The organism is Dokdonella sp. (assembly GCF_041395345.1).
Taxonomy (GTDB): Bacteria; Pseudomonadota; Gammaproteobacteria; order Xanthomonadales; family Rhodanobacteraceae; genus Dokdonella.
This window is the reverse complement of record NZ_JAWLAR010000004.1, coordinates 144,138-167,862: the sequence shown is the minus strand read 5'-3', so window position 1 is coordinate 167,862 and position 23,725 is coordinate 144,138. Positions and strand designations below refer to the sequence as shown.

The window sequence follows — 23,725 nt, the reverse complement described above, 5'->3', positions numbered from 1 at the left end:
CAAATCATCGCAAGCTTTGAAATTCGCGAAACAGCACGTTCTGCACAACCACTTTAGATCGACTTCAGTCGGCCAATAAGAGACGTTGGAGAACAGCTCAAAGTACCCCACGAACCGGCGCGGCTCAAAAGCGGCCTGCCTAGGGTGATCCAGCGGATTGGTCAGGTGGCTTTGTGCTGTACTCTCATGCGAAAAGGGGCTTTGGATTTCCTATCCTTCTTGGGGGTGCGGGTATGGGCGCGATCGCGATCGATGAGCCGGCAGCAGGGGTTCGTCGGCCGAGGATAATGTCCTTGGACGTGCTCCGTGGCACCGCGGTGCTCGGCATACTGCTCATCAACATCATGGGTATGGGCCGGGAGCTCGATATCAGCCCTTATTACGGGCATGAGCCTGGGCCGGCAGGCGGATGGGACCCAGCCGACCAGGTACTCTGGTGGATTTCACAGATCTTCGTCGAGGGGACCATGCGAGGTCTCTTCACGCTCCTATTCGGAGCTGGCTTTATCATCTTCTGCGGCAGGATCCTGACGAGCTCGGGCAGGGCGGACATTCGCGTTCTTTATCTCCGTCGCATCTTCTGGCTCTTCGTGTTCGGGCTGATCCACATGTACGTACTCCTTTGGCCGGGCGAGACGCTCGCCATCTATGGCATCGCCGGTCTCGCGTTGATCCCCTTTCTCCGGTGGAAGTCGCGTTCACTCTTCGTCGCAGGCGCAGCTGTGCTCCTGGCAACGGCAATTTGGTCTGCAGTGGATGCAAGAAACGCAGCCGCCGATCACGCGGGAGAGCCAACACGATTGATCCAAGATCAGCCACTTGCCGATCTTGGTGTGAGGCTCCCAGACGGCTACGAACTGGACGTTGCAGCTTATCGCGATGAGATCCTGGCGCGACGTAGCGGTATTTCCGAGAACCTTCGCCACAACTTCAACGTCGTAAATAGCTGGAATTTCGATTGGTCGACATTCTGGTGGGTGCTCGACGCTATAGGCCTGATGCTGATTGGTGCAGCGTTGATGAAGAGCGGCATCATCAGTGCGGAACGGCCGGAGCGGTTCTACGCGATGTTGGCTTTAGGCGGCTACTTGGTCGGCGTACCAATCAACCTCTGGGAAACCGCTACAGTCGTGGCAAGCGGGTTTCAGCCGACTTTCTGGCCTGATGTCACGTACCATTTGGGCCGGATAGCGGTGACGGCCGGGCACCTAGGCCTGATCCTATTCATTGTGAAGCGGCATTGGGCGCCGAAAGTGCAGCAAGCACTGGCGGCCGTGGGTCGCATTGCGCTCACCAACTACGTCGCTCAGACCGTCATCGCCGTTTTCATCTTTTCTGGGTTTGGTCTGGGGCTCTACGCCTATCTAGAGCGTGCCGAATTGTGGGCACTGGTAGTGGTCATCTGGGCTGTGCAGATCGCCTTCAGCAGTTGGTGGCTAGCTCATCATGCCATGGGTCCGCTTGAAGCATTGTGGCGGCGCCTCACATACGGACGGCCGGGGGTGCCAGTTGTGCCAGCGTGAATGTCCGCAATGGGTCGATTCCGGCCTCGTCGCTGGAGAGAGTTGGTTGTGCGAAGCTGGGTCCAACAGAGATCCTTTGAATGATTGCGCAAACATGGGCTGCTGCCTGGCGGCACCTGCCCAAACGCGCAGACTTGGCTCGAATGCTTGTCTGGTCGACAGGGCGCCCACCGCGTAAGATTCGGGTTTCGTCCTGACGTTCCGCGCACCCTGCGCTTGGGCCTTGCCATCGGCTGTCAGTGCGCAATCAAAACCTTTTCGGAAATCGAATTGAATCCAAGGCCAAACAAGCTGAAGTTGCTCAGATGGTTGCCCGATTCATGGATGGTGACGACGGGGGGCGCCGCCGAGCGTTGCCTGCACCTGACCTTCGACGACGGTCCAAACGAGCAACACACGCCGCGTCTGCTCGATCTGCTCGCAAGTCATGCGGCAAAGGCCACGTTTTTCCTGCTTGGCGAGCAAGTCGAGAAACACCCGGAGATCGTCGAGCGCCTGGTTGCAGAAGGCCATCAGCTCGGCAACCACTCCTACGACCATCCGCGCTTTACACGCATCCCGATGGCGGAGCAACTGGAGCAGATTGAACGCACCGAACGCCTGCTCACCCGATTCGACGGCAAGGCCCTGCATCGGTTTCGGCCGCCTTCCGGTCGTTTTCCGCTTTCGCTGCTGGCCTACTATGCGTCCAACCCGGGCAGCATGGCCTACTGGTCCTACGACAGTCTCGACTATCAGCAGAAGTCGGTATCCGAGCTGATTGACGTCATGCGCAATCACCCGCCACGCCCCGGCGACATCGTGCTCATGCACGACGACAGCGATGCCACCATTGATGCGCTGGCGGTATTGCTGCCCGAGTGGCGTGCTTCGGGCTTCGAGTTTTCGACTTTGCCGGAGTTGCCGGAAGCATGAGCAAGCTGCGCATGGCGCATATCCGCCACGTCCCGGGTTCCGGCCCGATGCAGGCGGGAACGAAGGAAGCCCGGACATCGTGAATCCCTATTTGCTCGGTACGATCGTGATCATCGTGGCTGCATGCCTCGCGGCCTTCGCGTTCTGGATGATCCTGCGCTCACGCAACATGCAGATCTGGTTGCGTAGCTATCTGACCCGGCCGGCGCGTCCGAAAACATCCGGGCCGGTCCATGTCATGTTCTGCTTTGTCGATCATTTCGAGCCGATGTGGGGCAAGGCCGATCTGGACACGCAGCGTCAACGCGTCGATCGCTGGTGTCGCGACTATCGCGCGATGGCGGGCCGTCATCGCGATGCGGATGGGCGCCATCCGCAGCACGGGTTTTTCTACCCGGAGGAAGAATACGTTGAAGAGCATCTGGACAAGATCGCGGCGCTCTGTGCAGACGGGTTCGGCGAGATCGAGATCCATCTCCATCACGACAACGACACGGCCGAGAACTTCAACGCATCGATGCAGCGATTCTGCAATACCTTGCACGAAAAGCACGGCGCGCTGGTGCGGGATCCGCGCACCGGCAAGCTCGCCTTCGCCTTCATCCACGGCAACTGGTCGCTGGACAATTCACGCGCAGACGGGCGCTGGTGCGGCATCAACAACGAGTTGATTCTTCTGCGCGAGCTCGGCTGCTACGCCGATTTCACCTTGCCTTCCGCGCCGAGCGACACGCAGACCAGTACAGTCAATTCGATCTACTACGCGACCGATGATCCGGACAAGCCGAAATCGCATGATCGCGGCGAACCCGTTCGAGTCGGCGGGACGCCCGTGGGCGATCTCATGATCGTGCAGGGGCCGCTGGCACTGAACTGGCGCAGCCGACGCTTCGGGTTGATTCCGCGCATCGAGAATTCGGATATCCGTCGCAACTGTCCGCCAACGCCCGAGCGCGTCGATGCCTGGATCGAGACCGGCATCCATGTCGAAGGGCGCCCGGAGTGGGTGTTCGTCAAGATCCACACCCACGGCACCCAGGAAGGGGACATGGATACCCTGCTGGGTGCGGAGATGGATGCCATGCATGCATATCTGGAAAAACGCTACAACGATGGCGTGAACCATGTGCTCCACTATGTGACCGCACGCGAGGTCTACAACATCGTCAAGGCAGCCGAAGCAGGCGAGCGGGGCAATCCGGCGCAGTACCGCGACTACATCCTGCCGGCGCCGGGAAGCCTGGCTGCTTCAGCGCCGTGAACGAAGCGCAGGTGGAGCACCGTGACGGTCTGGTCAGCGTCGTCATGCCGGCCTGGAATGCGGCGGCCTTCATGTCGCGCTCGGTCGATTCGGTACTCGCCCAATCCCGCGCGGATCTCGAACTGATCATCGTCGATGACTGTTCGACCGATGACACCGCTGCCCTGATCGGGCGATATGCCCAGGCCGATGCGCGCGTCCGGCCAATGCACCTGGCAAGCAATTCAGGTGTGGCGGCGGCACGCAATACCGGAATTGCCGCCGCCCGCGGCGAGTTCGTCGCGTTTCTGGACAGCGATGACTGGTGGCATCCGCGCAAGCTCGAGCTGCAGATTGGACAGATGCGCCGAACCGGTGCCAGGGTCAGCTATTGCGCCTATCAACGCATTGCCGAAGATGGTCGTGTGTTGTCGACAGTCCGGCCACCCGCGCGCCTGACGCATGCCGACCTGCTGCGCAGCAATTACATCGGCAATCTCACCGGTGTCTACGAACGCCGCCTGGGCCCGGCGGAATTTCTCAAGGTCGGTCACGAGGACTACGTGTTCTGGTTGCAGATGCTCAAGCGTGCCGGTAGCGCCGAGTGTATCGAGCACGACGAACCGCTGGCCTTCTACCTGGTCCGCGAAGGATCGGTGTCGGCAAACAAGCTGAAGGCCGCCTTCTGGCAATGGCGCATCTATCGCGATATTGAATCGCTTCCGCTCGGCAAGGCCATCTGGAACATGCTGCATTACCTCCGAAACGCGCTCGCCAAGCGGCGCTAGCATCCTCGCGGAGCGGCCATTTCAGCGCTCCCGGCCTCGCGAAAATCACTAAAAGAATCGGGGACTTGCGTGCCAGTTCACACTATTTGACGGTGTTCTCGCCATTTGTGAACGCGGTGCTCAATTTTCACGCCCCGCGCTCGCTATTGTCCGCTTCCCTGAAGAGCAGCCGGGCGGGCCGAGATCGGTTTCGCCAGCTGTAGCGTAGCCAGCTCGCGAGACCATGCCATGTTCCGTTTTCCCTCGGCCGCCCGATTGACCCTGTTGTCCGCCCTGGCGCTTTGCGTTGCCGGCGAAGCCATGGCAACCGTCAACAGCGATCTTTCCTACGTGAACATGCAGTCGGCGCAATATGCGCGATTCAGGAACTGGGTGGATCAGGCCGTTGCCGGCAGTCCGGGCTACGAGTTTTCGGCCAATGATGCGGTCGTCATGTACCGGCTGACCAACCAGTCCCAGTACTGCACGCTGGCACGGAACATGGTGGAGAGCCAGGTGGCCGCTGCCGAAGCGGCCATGGCTGCCAATCAGAATCCCGAAGTGGCGCATGATTCCTACCTGTATGCCGGTGCGATGATTGGTGACCTGGCATTGACCTACGACTGGTGCTCGGCCTTTGTCAGCAGCGCCCAGCGCACGCGCTGGTCAGCCTACGCGGAACGAACCATCGCCAATATCTGGAACCCGTCGCAGGCGCAGTGGGCCGGGCGTTCGGCTCCGTGGTCGGGCTGGGGCACCAACGACCCGGCCAACAACTACTACTACAGCTTTCTGCGCGCGACCATGTACTGGGCGCTGGCCAGCAACAATGGAACCTGGATCTCCTTCCTGCAGACGCAGAAACTTCCACCGCTGGAAAACTACTTCGCGATGCTGACCGGCGGCGGCAGCGAAGAAGGCACCGGCTATGGCACCTCGCATCACAAGCTGTTTGAACTCTACCGGGTCTGGCGGGATTCCACGGGGACCGACCTGGCCAATGCCAATGCGCACCTGACCGACACCATTTCCTACTGGCTGCACGCGACGGTGCCGACGCGCAACCGTTTTGCGCCCTACGGCGACCAGTCGCGCAATTCCAATCCCGAGTTTTTCGACTACCACCGTCACCTGCTGCTCGAAGCGCGCTACATGACCAACAACGCGGCTGCACGCGACCTGGCTTCGTGGTGGATCAACAACAATTCGGTGCAGCAGATGTCCAGCGGATTCAACTACCGCGACGACCTGCTCCCGACCGGAAGCTCGTCAAGCGTGCCGAATGCGCCGCTGACCTATGTCGCCAGCGGCATCGGCCACCTGTTCACGCGCACCAGCTGGGAGCCGAGCGCGACCTGGCTGAGTTTCTCCGCAGGTTCCTACGCGCAAAGCCATGCGCATCAGGATCAGGGTTCGTTCACCCTGTTCTCGGGCGACTGGCTCAGCGTCACCGAAAACATCTGGAGCCACAGCGGTATCCAGCAAGGCACCGAGGTGCACAACGTGGTCCGCTTCGTGCGCAATGGCGTGAACGTGCGCCAGCGCGAAGGCACGCGGTCGACAATGAACGTGACGCAGGTCGGGCCTGCCCCGGGCGAAGTGCATGTCACCGGTGATCTCAGCGCTGCCTATCAGGCCGGTGCAGGCGTGACCTCATGGCAACGCAGCCTGGATTTCAACGGCAGCACCCTGCTGGTAACCGACCAGTTCTCCGTACTCTCGGGCACCCAGGCGATCTTCCAGGTCAACACACCGGCACGCCCGATCATCAGCGGCCAGACGGCGACTGCGGGCAGCCTGAAGATCCGCGTGATCGAGCCGCTCAACGCCACCTTGAGCGTGGTCGACTGGCGTACCGTCGACGGCGATTTCAACTCCGGCTGGAAGCTTGAGGTTCGTGGCGCCTCGACAAACACCGGCTTCGTTGTCGAGCTGAGTACGGGCGACACGATCATGAAGAACGGATTCGACAACTAGGCAAGCAGGGAACACTGATCGAAGGCCGCCGCGATCTCACTTTGGTCGGGCAGGAATTCCCGGTTCTGGCGCTGAGTCGAAGTTTTTCAGCATCCATTGCACGGTGCCGGCACCGCGGTTGTTCCAGTTGAAGCGGCGCGCCGTCGAGCTGGTTCTCGCGCATTCAACGGCATAGGAATGCGCGATCAGTTCAAGGCGCTTGTCGAACTTCGATTTCCAGGCAGGGTCGGTTTCGAAATAGCGCGCGGCCGCGACCGGCAAGGCCAACTGGACCGTGTGCGAATCGCTGTATTCGCCGCCTTCGTCCTGCATGCGAATCAGGGTCGCCATGGACGCCTGCGACGAGGACCAGTACCAGGCGATTTGTCCGTCCTCCCCGCTGCAGTCGTCGCGCCAGCTGTGCCCGGCCAACTTGAAGGTCTCCTTGGTGATCCAGCCATGCTCTTCGAGATAGCGGCCAAACGACACCATCATGCCGGGAATGCGCGGATCGGCGGTGACCAGCCATGCGTGCCATAGACCATCGATGATGTTTTCGCTCATCCACGGGGAAGCCCCCCGGACATCAGTGGCCACGTCGTAGCTGGCGCCTTCATGGCGCTGCCAGCTGTGGCGCCACGAGCCGTCCTTGCCGAGCAGATCCGGATTGTTCTCCTGGTGCTCGTGGAGCCAGCCGATGCGCTCGGCGATGCGCTTGCGGTACTCCGGCTTTCCGGTCAGCTCGAAGGCTGCAACGGTTTCTATCAGGCCAAGCCCGATGTGGCGCTCGGTGAAATTCTGGTCGGGGCTGCGGTAGGGACCTCCGATTCCGCTCCACCCACCGGTATCCCAAAGAGCCATCATCCGGTCGATCAGCTCCGGCGTGTAGAGGCTGTCGTCGCCGGTCAGGCCAAGGGCAAGCAGGGAAGGCTCGACGTAGACGTACTTGGCATCGCAAGGCTTGGCCCGACCGAATTCCCAGCCGCCTGCACACTCCCCGCTGCGCTTGATATGACCCATGTAGAAGCGATAGCTCTCGACCGCGCTGCGCAGGTGCTCGATCTTTCCGCTGCGGACATAGAGCTTGAACAAGGTCGTCGGGCGATCGAACAGCCATGCCGTGGAATCGGCAGCAGGCAGCTTTCCGGCCCAGCCGTACTGGGTCTCGACATAGGTGTCATAGGCATTGTCGGTACTGAACGGAACCTGCGGGCCCGCCATCAGCGATCGGCTCAGCCACTTCGGTTCCAGCGTTGCCAGCACTGCGGGCATGCGCAAATGGTTTGCGGCATCGACCAGACCTTCGGCATAGGGCCAGCCGTCCAATTCTCGGCTGCGCACGCCCTCGGTCGAGAATTCGAGCTCGCGCCTGCCGTTCTTCAGGGTGGTGCGCAACTGCACGCGCACCGCGCGAATACCATGATCCCCGGAGTGCCAACGCAGGGTCTCTTCCACGTGCGCGGGTACTTCGTTGCCGTCCTGATCGAGAATGCGCAGCTTGCCCGCATCGGCCAGTTGTCCCGGTGCAAACGGAATGCCGAACGTCACCGGCAACTCGCCATCGGCTTTGTCCGTTGAATGCAGGGTAATACGGCCCCGTTCGCCTTTGGCGGCGACAGCATCGGCGGCCAGGCAGGCTGGTGCCGGCAGGAACGTCAGCATCAGGCTGATGGCCCAGGCCGGAATCGGGCGGAAGAATCGGAATGTCATGGAGGACTCCTCATCGTTTCACGGTGACGTGTCTGTGCTCCAGCGGAAGAGGTCGGGCTCGAATGGGCGATGCGGATCTGGAATGCCGCCAGGCATTCGGTTCACGGCGGGCTGTCTGACAACTCCACGACGAACGCATTGCCCGATCCGCGCACGTCAATGCGCCAGCCGGAGCGAAATTCCTGCGCGTCCAGACTTGACCATTCAAGCACATCGAGCACGCCATCCTCGGGTGTCACCACGCGGATGTGCAGATCACCGGCCTGGGCCTGGCGCCCGTTCACTTCGGGCTTCTTCGGCACGTTTATCTGGAACACGGCCTCCACATCGGCGGATGTCGAAAAGCTGTCGCTGACAATCAGCTTGCGTCCGCCAAAGCGGATGTTGCGCTGCCAGGAACGCACGCCCGAATCGGCTCCATAGGCCGGGCTCAGATCGGCGCTGATGGCAACGCTGCCATTGGCCTGGTCGATTCCGGTGACCTCCATGCTGGAGCGCGTACCCTCACGCTGGCGCAAGATCGTGCCGTTGCGTTCGAAACGGACCACGTTCTGTACTTCGGTGCCCTGCTGGATGCCGCTATGGCTCCAGATGTTCTCGCTGACCGCCAGCCAGTCACCCGCGAACAGCGTGAAGGCGCCCTGATCCTGATGGGCGTGGCTTTCGAGATAGGGTCCCGCATTGAATCCCAGCCACATCGCGTTGCTGTCCCAGCCGGTGCGCGCGAACACGTGACCGGTTCCTTCGGCGACAAAGACCGTTTCATTCGGCGGGCTGCCTGCATCACCAGCAGGCAGCAGGTCGTGGCGCGCGTTGAAACCGTGCGACATTTCCCGGGCCGAAATATTGTTCAGCCACCACGAGGCCATCTCGCGCGTTTCTTCATCCTCGTCGAGCATGCGCGCCTCGAGCACGAGGCGGCGGTGATAGTCGTACAGTTCAGGTACCGACACGCGCGACTGGTCGCCAATGGGCGCAAAGCGGTCCAGCGTCGGCATCGTTGCATGCACCCAGAAGCGGATGCTGTCCCGGGCATGCGAATTGGCATTGGCGAGATCCACACCGGTCGAATCCTTCCAGGTGCGATAGATCGCGAACAGACGCATGTGGGCGGCACCATAGCCGGTGCCTTCGAGACTGCCACCGCCCGGCAACTTGCTGAAATAGGTCTGCAACGCCGGCAGCTTGTCTTCGCGCAGCAGTTTCAGCCAGCGCTCATTGTTGCTGACCAGGGCCCAGGCCATGGTCGCTTCAACGAAGCTGTAGTAGTAGTTGTTGCCCGGATTGTCGATCGACCAACCGGACCACGAAAAAGGCTTGCCGCCCCACTGCGCGGCGCCCGGATTCCAGATATTGGATATCGTCTGTTCCGCATAGCCGGACCACTGTGTGCGCTGGGCGTCGCTGATGTCGGCCGCGCAGGTTTGCAGGGTCTGGGCGAGCGCGCCGATCATCGGGCCGGCTTCAAGGTAGGAGTCTCCTGCGACCTGGGGACGCTGGCCAGCCTCGATCTTCGCATTGGCTTCATCGACCTGGGCCTGAACCATGCCGACCGCGAGTTCGCAGTACTTTTCCTTGCCGGTCAGGCTGAACATCAGGGCTGCGTCGGTGGCCGAGAATTCGTAGCCGGGCCGCCCCGCGGCGGCAGCATCGACCCAGGACCTGAAGCGCTTGTACGAGGCCGACTTCTGGTCGACAAAGCCGAGATCCGTCTTCAGTTCCGCCTGCGCGCAGGTGGTCACTGCCGTGAGAAGGAGTAGTGCGGCGAATGGAATTGCTCGTGTCCGGCGTTGCAGAGTCATGGCGTTCCCTGGTCTGTTCGGAGCAATGGCGAATCTGGCTTGGCCTGGTCCGATTGAATGATTGATCGCGCGGTCGTCGCGTACGCGCATCCTCAGCGCGCGAGAAGTTTTCTTTCCCATTCGAGCGCTGTGCAGACGATGAAGTCGAGGTCGTCGTGACGCGGCTGCCAGCCCAGAACGGATTTGAGTCTTTCGCTGCGTGCGACCAGGGCGGGCGGATCGCCGGCGCGACGCGGTTCGTAGATCACGTTCAGCGTTTTCCCGCTGACCCGCTCAACTGCATCGATGACTTCTCGCACGCTGTAGCCGTGGCCATAACCGCAATTCAGTGTCGCCGACGCGCCACCCCCGCACAGGTAGTCCAGAGCCTGCACGTGGGCAGTGGCCAGATCATCCACGTGGATGTAGTCGCGAATGCAGGTTCCATCCGCGGTGTCATAGTCGGTGCCGAACACACATAGCCGATCGCGTTTGCCGACGGCGTGTTCGCAGGCCACCTTGATCAACAGGGTGGCGTTTCGGGTTGACTGGCCAATGCGTCCGCCGGGATCGCATCCGGCAACATTGAAGTAACGCAGGATCACGTGGCGCATCGGCGTTGCCGCCGACAGATCTCGCAGCATGCTCTCGCTCATCAGCTTGGACATGCCGTAGGGATTGATCGGTGCGGTTGCGGTAGCCTCGCTGGCTTCGCCAGACTCCGGCATGCCGTACACGGCAGCGGTCGAGGAGAAGACGAACTGACGCACGCCAGTGCTCGAACAGGATTCGAGCAGCGAACGCGTCGCGCAGGTGTTGTTGCCGTAGTACTTGAGCGGATCGCGAACCGATTCCGGAACGATCGTATGGGCGGCAAAATGCATGACCGTCTCGATCGCATGCTCGCCCAGCAATGTCCGGACCAGGCCTGCATCGCCCACGTTGCCCTCGACGAGATCGACGCCAAGCAAGGCCTCACGAAAGCCGGTGCTGAGGTCATCCAGCACGATGACACGTTCTCCGCGTTCAACAAGCTGGCGCACGACGTGACTGCCGATGTAGCCAGCACCGCCAGTCACGAGAACGGGTTTGCGCGCGCCGTCGTCCTGCATGCCTGTCAGGCTCCGCGTACTCAACGGGTGTAAACGAAGCGGAGGTAGGCCGAGTTCTCGTCAAACGACTCGATGTCACCGTCTGCGCGGCGTTCGTAGCGGGTCAGGTCGACGCGCCAGCTCCAGTGCGGGCCCATTTGCTGAGCCAGATAGGTGCCGAAGCGGTAATCGCGTTCGTTGGTATCGGTCACGGTGAAGTCCCGGTAGTTCGCCTCTGCGACCACGCCGAGGGTCAGGCGTGGACGCAGCAGGTAGCCCATGTTGAAGCCGACCCCGGTTTCATCGCGGTTGCTCGGCAGGCCGGTCAGCTCCTCATAGCGATAGGTGGCATAGCGCACCAGCGCGTCGACATTCAGTCGTGTCGAGACGAAGTGATAGCCACCCTCGATACGCTTTTCCTGATAGACGTCCGGCGTGATCGCCTCCGTGCCGATGATGCCGACGCCGCCGAGGTCGGAATCGAAATCGACGCCACCGCCGTCTGCCAGGCTGCTGGCTGCGTCCGTGTATTCCCAGGCGGCATCAAAACTGAAGGTGCTGCGATCGGTCGCACGCCAGTCCACGCCGAAGCGCACGAGCGGTCCGGACGCATTGTCGCCGCGATCGAAATTGAGATGCGTATAACCAAGCGCGATGTCGAGATCGATCTGCGACAGATTTTCCACGTATCCGGCAAACACCGAGTAGCCCTTGAAGTCGTTGGCGAGCAGGTCTTCCTTGAAATCGACATCCTGCGCGACCAGGTTGGCGCTGATCCTGCGTGTCGGACCGAGCTCGTAGCTGGCGCGCAAGGCGCCGACGAGACGCTGTGAGTCAAACGCTTCGGTCTCCTCAGCCCGGCTGTCGACATAGCGCAGCTCGGCCTGGCCCTGAACGGTGGGACTGATGCGAAAGCGCAGCTTCGGACCGGTCGAGAACACGTTGGTCTGCTGGAGATTTTCGGGCACGTCTGGGGCACGCAGACTGACCGGATACAGGCCGAGATTGTCGGCGAAGTCCCAGTCCAGGCGCTCCGGAACCAGGACCCAGTTGACGATTCCGTCCAGGGTGCCGCGGAACTCGTTGCCGAATTCGTTTCCGAGATAGTCGCGATACTCGAGCGTGCCGCTGACCTGCGCCTGCACGGTCGAGCCTTCCTCGCTGATCTCGAAGTTGAGACGCGGAATGAGCACGCTCTCGCTGACCGGATCGGTCGCGCTCAGGGTGATGTTGTCGCTGTAGAGCAGGCCGAGCTCGGCCGAGTAATCGATGCGTACCGCATGGGCGCTGCATGGCAGGGCCAGCAGCAATGTCGCGGCGAGGACTTTCGGCTGCATGTCGTACTCCTCCTTCAATGGTGCTCAAGGCAGTTCGTTGAGGACGATTCCTGCAAGCTTGGTAGAGTCGAAATTGGCCACGACTTTCTGGATGGATGCCGGTGTATCGCGACCGCTGCCAGCGACGAGGACGACGAAATCGACCAGGTCCGCGAGGATGCGCGCATCCGGTGAACCCTTGACCGCCGGGCCATCCAGAAAGATGTAGCGGTCCGCGTATCGGCTACGCAGCGAATCCAGCATGGCGCGCATGCGAAACGAGGAAAAATATTCACCACCCATCTCGCGCTGGCGGCCGCACGGGATCAGGCGCAGGCGCGGAATGCCGGTGTGGTAGAGAATTTTCTCGACCCCGAGCGATGGGTGATCGAGATAGTCGATCAGGCCGCCGTTGACCGGATCGACGCGCAACTCGGTGTGTTGCGACGGATGGCGCAGATTGCAGTCGACCAGAAGGGCCGTCTTGGCTTCATCGAAGGCGAACGCCGCGGCGAGGTTGCGCGCAACGAAGCTGCCGCCCGAGCGGGGACTGATCGGCGCCACCATGGTGACGAAGTTGTGTTCGCCACCCAGGGCCAGAAGTCGCGTGCGGATTTCCCGAAAGGCATCGGCTTGACGGCGCACCGATTCTTCGCGATGGATCAGTCGACGTTCTTCAAGCGCGACCGGAGCCAGTGCATTGGGTTCAACGATGCGTGCGATCGAACGCGTCGCTCCGGCGCGCCGGGCCATGTCCCCGGCGGCGGCACCGAGCGCCTTGCCGACATGGTCGGGCATCGTGTTGTCGCTGGAATCGGGATTGCTCATGAGCCGGAGTGCTGCCGTATCCAGTAGGTAAAGATGAAGGCGGCGAGGACACCGGCCACCATGAGGAAGGCAAACAGACCGCGCGCGCGGTGGCGCATGCGCTCGCGACTGGTCGAATAGACCGGGACCGTGGCGAGCACGACCAGTCCGGTCGCGCGCTCCAGTTGTCTTGCCGAACGCACGCGAGGATCGAAGCGGATCAGTGCAAACAGCAAGCCGAACGGAATCAGGACCGCCAGCCCCAGCCCGGCGGCGGCAAAATGGGCCAGGCGCAAACCGGAAGGCCTCAGCGGCAGAATGGCCGGATCCTGGATGCGGAAGGTAAGGCCGCGCTGTTCCTGATCCATGACCATCGAGACACGCGCGTTTTCGCGCCGGCGCAGCAGATCCTGGTAGATGTCGCGATTGACTTCATAGTCCCGGGTCAGCTCGGCCAGTGCGCCTTCCGACTCGGCGATGCGGCGGCTGCGATCGAGCTCGGCATTGAGCATGGCTTCGCTCGTGCTCATTCTCGACCGGTTGGCGGCAATCTCGCGACGCAACTCGGCCAGACGTTGCTTGAGTTCCTGGTAGAGGGGATTGAACTGGGCGTTGTCGAATGGACTCTGGCCCGAGCTGGTGCCCGAGTTGCGGCGGCGTTCTTCCTCTTCAAGCTGGCGCTGGATGTCCTTCATCTGCATGCGCGCGCGGACCACGTCCGGATACTGTTCCGTGTAGGTGAGCAGCAGCTGGTCAAGTTCCGATTGCAGTTCGATGAGCTGGGCCCGGTAGAGGCCGGAACGCGTCTGCACGGCAGTGACTTCCGATTCTCCTGACAACTGCGCCACCAGGGCTGCTTCGCGCGACTGCTGTTCCATCAGGTTCATGCGTGCCTGTTCGACCTGGGTACGCAATGCGCTGATGCGCGCGTTGGCGTCGGTCGCGCTGCCGGGCTGGGCGTCGGCATGTTCGGAACGATACTTGAGCAGGCCATCCTCGGCGCTGGTCAGTTTCGCGTGGTAGTCCTTGACCTGGCTGTCGATGAACTCGAATGCCTCGCGACTTTCACGTTCCTTGGTCGCCTTGCTCTCCTCGATGAACCGGGTCGCGAACAGCTGGGTCAGCTCGAAGGTCCTTTGCGGATCGGAATCCCGATAGGTGATCTGGATCAGGTCCGGACGCGGACTGGTGATGGTGGTTCGGTCCTTGATCTGCTCCATCAGTCGATCGCGCACGACCGGGGAGGGATTGTCTGCAGTCCAGCCACCGTGTTCCAGCGCAGTCTCGAGTATCTTGCGGCTGAAGATGACCTGGCGAGCCATGCCCGCGCGGTCGGCCACTTCGGTTGCCACCGCACGACCCTCGAGCAAGGGCTGGATGATGTCGCTGCTCGAGGCAAGGATCGTCGTCGAAGCGACGTAGCTTCGTGGCCAGAAGATGCCGGCGGCGAGTCCGATCATGGCAATGACCGCAAACAGGATCGCCAGGGTCACGCCATAGCGTCGCGTCTCGCGCGCGAACACCGGCAGCATCTCGGCAATGGGCGCCATTTCCGTATTCACGATCGCGAACTTCCCCACCTGATTCCGTAGGCCATTCAGAACGTACGCTCGGGAACCGTGATCACGTCACCAGGCTGCACCGGGTAGTTCGTCTCCAGATCCCCCTTCTGCAGGATTCGATCAAGCCGCACCGGATAGGCGCGGGTCGATGTGCCCTCCTTTCTGTACAACTCGGTGCGATCGGCTGCGGCAAACTCATTCGTGCCACCGGCAGCGAGGACGGCATCCAGCACGGTCATGCCCTGCCGATAGGGCACGGAGATGGGCGTGCGAACGGCGCCGGTCACGCGCACCCTGGCCAGATATTCGTGGCTGCGCAGCTGGTCGACAATCACGGTGACCTGAGGATTGCGCACGAATGTCTCGAGCTTGGTCTTGATTTCGGCTGAAACCTCCTCTGGAGTCCGGCCGCCAGCAGTGACGTCGCCGACCAGGGGCACCGAGATCATTCCGTCCGGTCGAACCGGAACAGTCACATCAAGGTCCGGGTTCTGCCAGACCGATACGCGAATGACGTCGTCCACGCCGATTCGGTACGCTTTCACTGCCTGCTCGGCCGGGTTGATCTCCGGAGCGGATCCGGGCCGCGGACCGCTGGCGCAGGCAGTCAGAATTGCAAATACCGCGATTGATGCCAACAGGCGAACGTAGCTCATCGAAGTTCCCTTGTACACTCGATCTGGAGTGTGAAACGTATCACACTTTGATGTCTTTCTGACCGGCTCAGACCCCGTAATAGTCGCGATACCAGTCGACGAAGCGGGCGACGCCCTCTTCAACGGTTGTCGCCGGCGCGTAGCCCGTGTCGCGGGTCAATTCAGAGACATCGGCGTAGGTATCGGGGACATCGCCCGGCTGCAACGGAAGCAGGTTTTTCCGGGCCTTGCGTCCGATGCAATTCTCGATGACTTCGATATAGCGGGACAACTCGACCGGCTGGTTGTTTCCGATGTTGTAGATGCGATAGGGCGCGCTGGACGAGGCCGGTGTTGGCAGTAGCGGATCAAACTCCGGGTCTGCAACGGGCACCTTGTCCAGGGTACGCATGACGCCTTCGACAATATCGTCGACATAGGTGAAATCGCGCGTGTGCCGGCCATGGTTGAACACGTCGATGGGCTCGTCGGCCAGAATCTTGCGGGTAAACAGAAACAGGGCCATGTCGGGCCGGCCCCAGGGACCGTAAACCGTGAAGAATCGCAGCCCCGTGGTCGGCAGGCCGAACAGGTGGCTGTAGGTATGTGCCATCAACTCGTTGGCCTTCTTCGAGGCAGCGTACAGGCTGACAGGATGGTCGACCGGGTCGCGTACGGAGAAGGGCAGCTTGCGGTTGGCGCCATAGACCGAACTGGATGATGCATAGACCAGATGTTCGACCTTGCCGTGGCGGCAGGCTTCAAGGATATGCGTGAAGCCGACGATGTTGCTGTCGACATAGGCGCGAGGATTCTCCAGCGAATAACGTACGCCGGCCTGGGCGGCCAGATTGACGACACGCTGCGGTCGAAAGTCCGCGAAAGCGGATTCGACGGCAGCTCGATCCTCCAGCGAGGCGTGCACGAACTGGAAACCCTGCTGCGAAGTCAGGCGTGCCAGCCGATCCTGCTTGAGCCTGGGGTCGTAGTAGTCGTTGAGATTGTCGAAACCCAGAACTTCATCGCCACGCGCAAGCAAGCGCTGGCTCAATGCTGAACCGATGAATCCGGCGGCGCCGGTGACGAGTACGCGCATCGAATGCTCCATTGAACTACAGGCGATCGTCTACCGCTTCACGCGGCAGGACCTGCTTGACGTCAAACAGCACGCAGCCCGGTTTGCCAAGTGCGCGAATGTGCTCGGCACCCATCTCGACAAACTGATGATGGGCGACGGCCAGTACGATGGCGTCATAGCGCCCATTCTCGAGTGTGCCGACAAGTTCGAGATCGTACTCGTGCAGGGCTTCTGCCGGGCTGACCCAGGGGTCGTAGACCTCGACGCTGGCGTGGAACTTGCGGAATTCGTCGACGACATCGACGACCCGGGTGTTGCGCAAGTCCGGGCAGTTTTCCTTGAATGCCAGGCCCAGCACAAGGATGTTGGCATTGGCCACGTGCAGGCGACGCTGGATCATGTGCTTGATGACACGCCGGGCGATATGGCTGCCCATGCCGTCGTTGATGCGCCTGCCCGAGAGAATCACCTCGGGGTGGTAACCGATCTGTTGAGCCTTGTGGGTCAGATAGTACGGATCGACGCCGATACAATGTCCGCCAACCAGGCCGGGCCGGAACGGCAGGAAATTCCATTTCGTACCGGCCGCGGCAAGCACCTCGCTGGTGTCGATGCCGAGCCGGTCGAAGATCAGGGCCAGCTCGTTGATCAGCGCGATGTTGAGATCCCGCTGGGTGTTCTCGATGACCTTGGCCGCTTCGGCCACGCGCATGCTCGATGCCTTGTGCGTGCCTGCGGTGATGATTCGCCGGTACAGTGAGTCGACGAAATCCGCCACTTCGGGCGTCGAGCCGGAAGTGACTTTCATGATCGACTCGAGACGGTGTTCCTTGTCGCCCGGATTGATCCGCTCCGGACTGTAACCGGCGTAGAAATCCTGGTTGAAGCGCAGTCCGGACTCGCGTTCGATGATCGGTACACACACCTCTTCGGTAGCCCCGGGGTAGACCGTGGATTCGAAGATCACGACAGATCCTGGCCGAATGGCCTTGCCGACCATGCGGCTGGCACTTTCCAGCGGCCCCAGATCGGGGCGCTTGGCATCGTCTATCGGCGTCGGCACGGTGACGATGAATACGTTGCACGAGCGCAGGTCGGCCTGGTCAGCCGAGAAGCTCAGATTCGGCGTTGCCCTGAGTTCCTCTGCCGTGACTTCCAGGGTGTGGTCACGATGCGACTGCAACTCGGAGATCCGGTGCGTATTGATGTCGAATCCAAGGGTGGCCAGCTTTCTGCCAAAGCCGACTGCCAGGGGCAGGCCCACATAGCCCAGGCCGATGATGGCCAGCCGAATTTCCTGTTCACGGGGCAGCGCAGCGGAGGTCATTGAGCGCATCCATCAGAGTCAGCCCCCAAGTCTATCAAGTTGATCTTCGTACGGGCGAAGGCCCGGCCTATACCCGACCCGTGCATGGCATTGGCCAGAGCGGTGGAGCAAGAGGCCGGGTCGCCTGGCGGCGTTGTCAGGACTCGCGGCGCGGCTGGCGGGCCTTCTGAAGGCCACCTGTTTCAGTAGAGAATCAATCGGTTAGGCGACGCCTGTCAGCACGCAGCTCCTTGTTGCGCTGCCCTGAAGCGACTGCATGGATGCAGGAGGTAGAGCAACGCAGGAGCAGTTGCCGAGACGGCCGGTCCATCTGCGTCCGTGCGCCGCGATCTGAACGCTCACAGACGTCGTGACGGTTGCGCCACTTGTTCAGCGTTGCCTTAAGCTGGCGGACCTGTTCCACAGCTTTGTGTCTGGCTCCTGAATGGACACGCAAGTATGTGATCGGATTCAATAAAATCAGCGGCTTGCGGGCACATGATGCGCACCCCTGATGGTCGGAGTAGGACTGTGTTTTTTGCTCGCCTTGTCGCGGGATTGATTGCACTCGGCGCCGGTTGCGCGTTTGCAGTCGAGCCCTTTGTCGCCCCTGCCGTTCCGAACGGCAGTCTGTCCGTGCAACTGGTACCTACCGAGGTCGTGACCCCCGGCAGCAATCGACTGGTCACCTTTGGCGTGCCGTTTCCGCGCGGCTCGATCACCACGGCAGGCCTGGCCACGCTGCGGGTACTCAAGGGCGGACAGGAAATACCGGCCCATGTCAGTCAGATGACGCCCTGGCGACATCGCGGCAATGCCGCGCTTGACGGAACCTCGGTGCGTGTTGCGCGCGTACAGATCCAGTATGCGTTCGCTGCGTCTGCTCCCGAATCGATCACCCTGAGCTGGGGCGGACCCCCGCGTCAGCAGGATGTCCCGGCACTGATATCGGCGCGCAACGGCTGGCACACGGTCAGCAGCGGCAGTTTCGTGGCTTCCGACAGCGTGCAGGAGCCAGACGTTTATGCGGTCCTGCCCAAGTCATGGCTGAGCCTGGGCATGTTGAAAGGCGTGCGCAGCATTGCCTTCGACAACAGCAATACCGAGCCCCGGGACAACCCGACCACCAATGCCGCCATTGCGCATTGGCCGGACTATCAGGAGGCGGATCGCGCAATCAAGAACAACTTCTACAGCTCGATCAACGAAGATGATCCGGCTGTCACGGTTGCCAACCAGTGCCACTACAAGACCGACTACGAACCCTGGTTGTACGACCGCGCCACCTCGATGTTCGTCCTGTATGAACGCAGCGGTTTCTACAAGGCCCTGCGTGAGGCGGTACGCGCGTCGGATTTCTACACCGACCACATCAACTCGGGCGGCTTCTTTTCGCTGAAGAACGGCGATACGAAATATGTCTATGCGGAGAACCTGGCCTATCGATACTGGCTGACCGGGGATGACACGGCACTGGATCGTCTTTCCGCCATCGTCAGCGCCCAGAGCGGATTCAATGATGCCTGGAGCCCAGGCATGGGCTTCTGGACCGAGCGCCACGCCGCCTTCAAGCTGCTTGCCTACCAGGTCGACTACGAAATCAATGGCGGCAGCCAGGCAGCCAATGTGGCGACCCTGGTCGGTCGCATGGTGAGCCACCAGAACGGTGCGAACGGGCAGATTCCGCAACCCTCCGGCTATGTCGACGGGGGTCTCTATCATCTCGGCTCCCAGCACGATGGCGACTGGGCCGACGGTTCGTTTGGCGCCTCCGGCTGGATGAGCATGCTGGTCGTTGATGCCATGCTGCGCGCCTATTCCACCTCGGAAGACCCTGCCATCGCGAACTTCATCCGGCGCATGGGCAATTTCCTGCGCGTGGCGACGATCAACACCACGGACCACATGTACAACTTTGGTGGAGCGCTCGCCCTGCCACGCTATGCCATGCTTTCCAATGGCGCCGACGGCCAGACCGGCAGCTCGGATGTCGAGCACGCACTTGATGTTGCCGCAGGACTGGCCTGGGCGAACTACTTCGCCGAGCTGACCCAGCAGTCGGATCCGCGCCTCGCCGATACCGCCGAAGACCTCTATTTCACCTATGACGAAGGCGTCAATTACTGGATTCGACCCGGCGGGCCCGGCGCAGGTTTACCTGCCTACCGCACCTCGCCGTGGCGCAAGTTCGGCTGGGAGCATCGCGTCTCCGGGGGACTGGGCTGGGCCATGCATGCGGCAACGGCAACGACCGACGCCGTGTTTGCGAACGGCTTCGATTGAGCGTTTGCTGGCGAGGTCATCGTCCGGCCAGCGGTATCGATCAGGACTTCTTTGGCCGGTTCCAGCCGGGCACCGTGTTCTGTCGGCTGCGTGCCACGGTCAACTGTTCCTCGGGTGCTGATCGGGTAATGACCGAGCCGGCGCCGATGGTCGCATTGCGACCGATCGAAACCGGCGCCACCAGTGCGGTATTGGAGCCGATGAAGGCGCCATCGCCGATGCTGGTGCGGTGCTTGTTCACGCCGTCGTAGTTGCAGGTGATGGTGCCGGCTCCGATATTGGCATGACTGCCGACATCGGCATCGCCGACATAGCTCAAGTGGTTGATCTTCGAGCCCGAACCCAGGCGCGTGTTCTTTGTCTCGACAAAATTGCCGACGCGGGAACCGGCGCCCAGTTCGGTTCCCGGGCGCAGACGCGCAAACGGGCCGATTACGCAGGGACCGTGGGTAACGATCCCCTCGATATCGCAGTGCGCGTTGACCACGGTGCCGGTAGCCAGGCGCGAGTTCGAGATCCGCGTGAACGGCCCGATCGAGACTTCGTCGCCGAGTTCGACTTCACCTTCGAGAATGACATCGACATCGATTTCGACGTCGCGTCCGACATTGACCTTGCCACGCAGGTCGAAGCGCACCGGGTCCGAAAAGCGAACGCCGGCTGCGGCCAGTTCGGTGGCGCGCATGCGCTGGTACAGGCGTTCCAGAGCGGCCAGCTGCCAGGGATCATTGGCGCCGAACACTTCCTGCGGATTCATGCACTGGCTGGCTTCGGCCGGTTCGCCTTCCTCATCGGCCTGGGCGTAGATATCGGTCAGGTAGTACTCGTTCTGGGCGTTGTCATCGGAAAGATTATTGATCCAGACGCGCAGGCGGCGCGCCTCGGCGACAAGGATTCCGCTATTGACCCAGTTGATGGCGCGCTGTTCGACCGTGCAGTCTTTCTCCTCCACGATCGCGCGCACGCGACCAATGCCGTCACGGACGACGCGGCCATAGCCATAGGGAACTTCAAGCTGGGTCACCAGGGCGGTCAGCGGACCGGCCGTCATCAGCAGGCCCTCCAGGGTATCGCGACCGATCAGGGGAACATCTCCGTACAGGATCAATACGCGCGCATCGTCCGGTACGGCGGTCATGGCGAGCTTGACCGCGTGCCCGGTGCCGCGCTGCTCGGCTTGCTTTACCCAGGAAAGATCCGGATCGGCGAAGGCCGCGCGGACCTGGTCGCCGCCATGGCCATACACGATATGAATGGCAGCGGGCTCAAGTGCGCGGGCGACATCGAGCACATGGCCCAGCATGGAACGACCGGCCAGTGGCATCAGCACCTTCGGTCGTGACGACTTCATGCGCTTGCCTTCACCGGCGGCAAGAATGACAACGTGCAGAGAAGCGGCGGGCATCTGCATTTCTCCCCAGGGCAGGTTCGGAACCATAGCCGAAACGGGGGATGCGGGAAATGGACGGGACCCATGGCACGCGCCCGGCGGTCAGGCTCCGGGGATAAGCGGTAAGCGGGAGGCGGGAAAAGGAAAGGTTTTCGCAGGAAGCGGCTTCAGCCGCGATGCGTTTGCCGCAACGTGCCGAAAGGCATCGAGCCTGAAGGCCTTTCCTGCGAAAGGCCTCCGCTCACCGCAACTTAGTGCTTGAGGTTGCGACGCAAGTGCTCGAGTGCCTGCAACTGGGCCATGGCCTGGGCCAGCTGGGCTTGCGCTTCTGCAATCTCCATGGCGTCGCTGCGGTCGGCGATTGCACGCTCCGCTTCTTCCTTGGCCTTGCGCGCTGCCGCTTCGTCGAGATCGGCCGCGCGCTCGGCGGTGTCGGCCAGCACGGTAACGACCTGGGGCTGTACTTCGAGAATGCCGCCGGATACATAGAAGAATTGCTCGTCGCCATTCTCCAGCTTCAGGCGAACCTGGCCGGGCTTGAGACGCGTGATCAGCGGTGCATGACGCGGCGCGATGCCCAGTTCGCCCATCTCGCCGGTCGCGATAACCATGCTGACGTTGCCATGGAAGATTTCCTTCTCGGCACTGACGATGTCGCAGCGAATTGTGCTCATCTTGTCTCTCTCACTTCGTTCGTTCGACGGGAATCGGGAATGGGGAGTGGGGAATGGTCAAATGCAGGAGCAAGCTCGAAGCGCATTTCGCTTTGCCTATTCCCGATTCCCTATTCTCGATTCCCGGAAAGCGGCCTAGGCCGCTTTCTTCGACATCTCTTCAGCCTTGGCAAACGCTTCATCAATGCCGCCGACCATGTAGAAGGCCTGTTCCGGCAGGTGATCGCACTCGCCGTCACAGATCATCTTGAAGCCGCGGATGGTTTCCTTGAGGGTCACGTACTTGCCAGGCGCGCCGGTGAAGACCTGGGCAACCGTGAACGGCTGCGAGAAGAACTTCTCGATCTTGCGTGCGCGGTAGACCGTGTTGCGGTCGTCTTCGCTGAGCTCGTCCATGCCGAGGATGGCGATGATGTCCTTCAGTTCCTTGTAGCGCTGCAGGGTGCCCTGGACGCGACGTGCGGTGTCGTAGTGCTCGTTTCCGATAACCAGCGGGTCGAGCTGGCGGCTGGTCGAGGCCAGCGGGTCGACGGCCGGGTAGATGCCGAGGCTGGCGATGTCGCGCGACAGCGCCACGGTCGAGTCCAGATGGGCGAACGTGGTTGCCGGGGACGGGTCGGTGTAGTCATCGGCCGGAACGTAGACGGCCTGGATCGAGGTGATCGAGCCGGTCTTGGTCGAGGTAATGCGCTCCTGCAGACGGCCCATTTCGTCGGCCAGGGTCGGCTGGTAGCCCACCGCGGACGGCATGCGCCCGAGCAGCGCCGAGACCTCGGTACCGGCCAGGGTGTAGCGGTAGATGTTGTCGACGAAGAACAGGATGTCGCGACCCTTGCCGGTTTCCGGATCGATGTCGTCGCGGAAGTATTCGGCCATGGTCAGGCCGGTCAGGGCGACGCGCAGGCGATTGCCCGGCGGCTCGTTCATCTGGCCGTAGACCATGGCCACCTTCGAGTCCTGAATGTTGTCGAGCTTGACGACGCCAGCCTCGATCATCTCGTGATAGAAGTCGTTGCCTTCGCGGGTACGCTCGCCGACGCCGGCGAACACCGAGAGACCGGCGTGCTGGGTGGCGATGTTGTTGATCAGCTCGAGCATGTTGACGGTCTTGCCGACGCCGGCGCCGCCGAACAGGCCGACCTTGCCGCCCTTGGCGAACGGGCAGACCAGGTCAATGACCTTGATGCCGGTCTCAAGCAGGTCGTTGCTCGAGGACTGATCGTCATAGGCGGGTGCTTCACGGTGGATGACCCACTTTTCCTTCTCGCCGATCGGACCGGCTTCGTCGATCGGGTTGCCGAGCACGTCCATGATGCGGCCAAGGGTCTCCTTGCCGACCGGAACCTTGATGCCGTCGCCGGTATTGTTGGCGACGAGGCCGCGCTTGAGGCCATCGGTCGAACCGAGTGCGATGGTGCGAACGACACCGTCACCGAGCTGCTGCTGCACCTCGAGTGTGATCGCCATGCCATCGATGGTCAGCGCGTCGTAGATCTTGGGCACGGAATCGCGCGGGAATTCGACGTCGACGACGGCGCCGATGATTTGTACGACTTTGCCTTGGTTCATGTTGTGGGACTCCACGTTGATGCTTGGTTTTTCGGTAACGGGATTCGAGATTGGGGATTTGGGATTCGCAGGAGCGCCGGTTTCCCGCGCTGAGACAAATCCCTAATCCCGAATGCCTAATC

The 23,725-nt window shown here is 61.6% G+C and carries 18 protein-coding genes; 6 read left to right on the top strand and 12 right to left on the bottom strand.

The features are described 5' to 3' along the window. The first annotated feature begins 299 nt into the window (after window positions 1-299). The 5 genes from R3F00_RS05260 (at window position 300) to R3F00_RS05240 (ending at window position 6,422) form a co-directional block, all read left to right on the top strand. Entirely contained in the window at window positions 300-1,523 is a 1,224-nt protein-coding gene (locus tag R3F00_RS05260) for a DUF418 domain-containing protein (RefSeq protein WP_371280762.1), read from the top strand. A 324-nt stretch (window positions 1,524-1,847) separates the two neighbouring features. Continuing rightward, a complete protein-coding gene (locus tag R3F00_RS05255; RefSeq protein ID WP_371280676.1) occupies window positions 1,848-2,438 on the top strand; it encodes a polysaccharide deacetylase family protein in 591 nt (196 codons plus the stop codon). Between the two features lie 79 nt (window positions 2,439-2,517). Next, window positions 2,518-3,699, top strand: a complete 1,182-nt coding sequence (locus R3F00_RS05250; protein WP_371280675.1) for a hypothetical protein — start codon at window positions 2,518-2,520, stop codon at window positions 3,697-3,699. Beyond that, window positions 3,696-4,466 (top strand): glycosyltransferase family 2 protein, encoded by a 771-nt coding sequence (locus R3F00_RS05245; protein WP_371280674.1) that lies wholly within the window; start codon window positions 3,696-3,698, stop codon window positions 4,464-4,466. The genes R3F00_RS05250 and R3F00_RS05245 overlap by 4 nt, the downstream gene beginning before the upstream one ends. Window positions 4,467-4,694: 228 nt before the next feature. Then, a complete protein-coding gene (locus R3F00_RS05240; RefSeq protein WP_371280673.1) occupies window positions 4,695-6,422 on the top strand; it encodes a hypothetical protein in 1,728 nt (575 codons plus the stop codon). A gap of 36 nt (window positions 6,423-6,458) precedes the next feature. On the opposite strand, the gene R3F00_RS05235 is transcribed toward R3F00_RS05240, so the two are convergent. The 9 genes from R3F00_RS05235 to R3F00_RS05195 all read right to left on the bottom strand — a co-directional run bounded on the left by R3F00_RS05235 (window position 6,459) and on the right by R3F00_RS05195 (window position 17,708). Then, window positions 6,459-8,111, bottom strand: a complete 1,653-nt coding sequence (locus R3F00_RS05235; RefSeq protein WP_371280672.1) for a hypothetical protein — start codon at window positions 8,109-8,111, stop codon at window positions 6,459-6,461. 101 nt (window positions 8,112-8,212) lie between these two features. Then, window positions 8,213-9,913 (bottom strand): hypothetical protein, encoded by a 1,701-nt coding sequence (locus tag R3F00_RS05230; RefSeq protein ID WP_371280671.1) that lies wholly within the window; start codon window positions 9,911-9,913, stop codon window positions 8,213-8,215. Window positions 9,914-10,005: 92 nt separating this feature from the next. After that, the gene (galE, locus tag R3F00_RS05225; protein ID WP_371280670.1) at window positions 10,006-11,028 is read right to left on the bottom strand and encodes a UDP-glucose 4-epimerase GalE; all 1,023 of its coding nucleotides are present in this window, start codon (window positions 11,026-11,028) and stop codon (window positions 10,006-10,008) included. Continuing rightward, window positions 11,025-12,320, bottom strand: coding sequence for a hypothetical protein (locus R3F00_RS05220; protein WP_371280669.1), 1,296 nt, complete (start codon window positions 12,318-12,320; stop codon window positions 11,025-11,027). Before R3F00_RS05220 ends, galE begins: the two co-directional genes overlap by 4 nt. Window positions 12,321-12,344: 24 nt before the next feature. Next, on the bottom strand, window positions 12,345-13,127 hold the full coding sequence (locus tag R3F00_RS05215) for a CpsD/CapB family tyrosine-protein kinase (protein ID WP_371280668.1): 783 nt from the start codon (window positions 13,125-13,127) through the stop codon (window positions 12,345-12,347). Next, the gene (locus R3F00_RS05210) at window positions 13,124-14,668 is read right to left on the bottom strand and encodes an XrtA system polysaccharide chain length determinant (RefSeq protein WP_371280667.1); all 1,545 of its coding nucleotides are present in this window, start codon (window positions 14,666-14,668) and stop codon (window positions 13,124-13,126) included. The genes R3F00_RS05215 and R3F00_RS05210 overlap by 4 nt, the downstream gene beginning before the upstream one ends. Window positions 14,669-14,703: 35 nt before the next feature. Further along, entirely contained in the window at window positions 14,704-15,324 is a 621-nt protein-coding gene (locus tag R3F00_RS05205) for an XrtA/PEP-CTERM system exopolysaccharide export protein (RefSeq protein ID WP_371280666.1), read from the bottom strand. Window positions 15,325-15,391: 67 nt separating this feature from the next. Continuing rightward, complete coding sequence (locus R3F00_RS05200; protein ID WP_371280665.1) at window positions 15,392-16,399, bottom strand: NAD-dependent epimerase; 1,008 nt, start codon at window positions 16,397-16,399, stop codon at window positions 15,392-15,394. Between the two features lie 16 nt (window positions 16,400-16,415). Then, the gene (locus R3F00_RS05195; protein WP_371280664.1) at window positions 16,416-17,708 is read right to left on the bottom strand and encodes a nucleotide sugar dehydrogenase; all 1,293 of its coding nucleotides are present in this window, start codon (window positions 17,706-17,708) and stop codon (window positions 16,416-16,418) included. A gap of 510 nt (window positions 17,709-18,218) precedes the next feature. Between R3F00_RS05195 and R3F00_RS05190 the strand changes: the two genes are divergently transcribed. Further along, on the top strand, window positions 18,219-19,970 hold the full coding sequence (locus R3F00_RS05190; RefSeq protein ID WP_371280663.1) for a hypothetical protein: 1,752 nt from the start codon (window positions 18,219-18,221) through the stop codon (window positions 19,968-19,970). A 40-nt stretch (window positions 19,971-20,010) separates the two neighbouring features. On the opposite strand, the gene glmU is transcribed toward R3F00_RS05190, so the two are convergent. The 3 genes from glmU to atpD form a co-directional block, all read right to left on the bottom strand. Then, a complete protein-coding gene (gene glmU, locus R3F00_RS05185) occupies window positions 20,011-21,375 on the bottom strand; it encodes a bifunctional UDP-N-acetylglucosamine diphosphorylase/glucosamine-1-phosphate N-acetyltransferase GlmU (RefSeq protein WP_371280662.1) in 1,365 nt (454 codons plus the stop codon). Window positions 21,376-21,611: 236 nt separating this feature from the next. Next, window positions 21,612-22,034 carry a F0F1 ATP synthase subunit epsilon gene (locus R3F00_RS05180; RefSeq protein ID WP_371280661.1) on the bottom strand — a complete coding sequence of 141 codons (423 nt, stop codon included), beginning with the start codon at window positions 22,032-22,034 and terminating at the stop codon, window positions 21,612-21,614. 135 nt (window positions 22,035-22,169) lie between these two features. Beyond that, window positions 22,170-23,603 carry a F0F1 ATP synthase subunit beta gene (atpD, locus tag R3F00_RS05175; RefSeq protein WP_371280660.1) on the bottom strand — a complete coding sequence of 478 codons (1,434 nt, stop codon included), beginning with the start codon at window positions 23,601-23,603 and terminating at the stop codon, window positions 22,170-22,172. Window positions 23,604-23,725 lie beyond the last annotated feature (122 nt).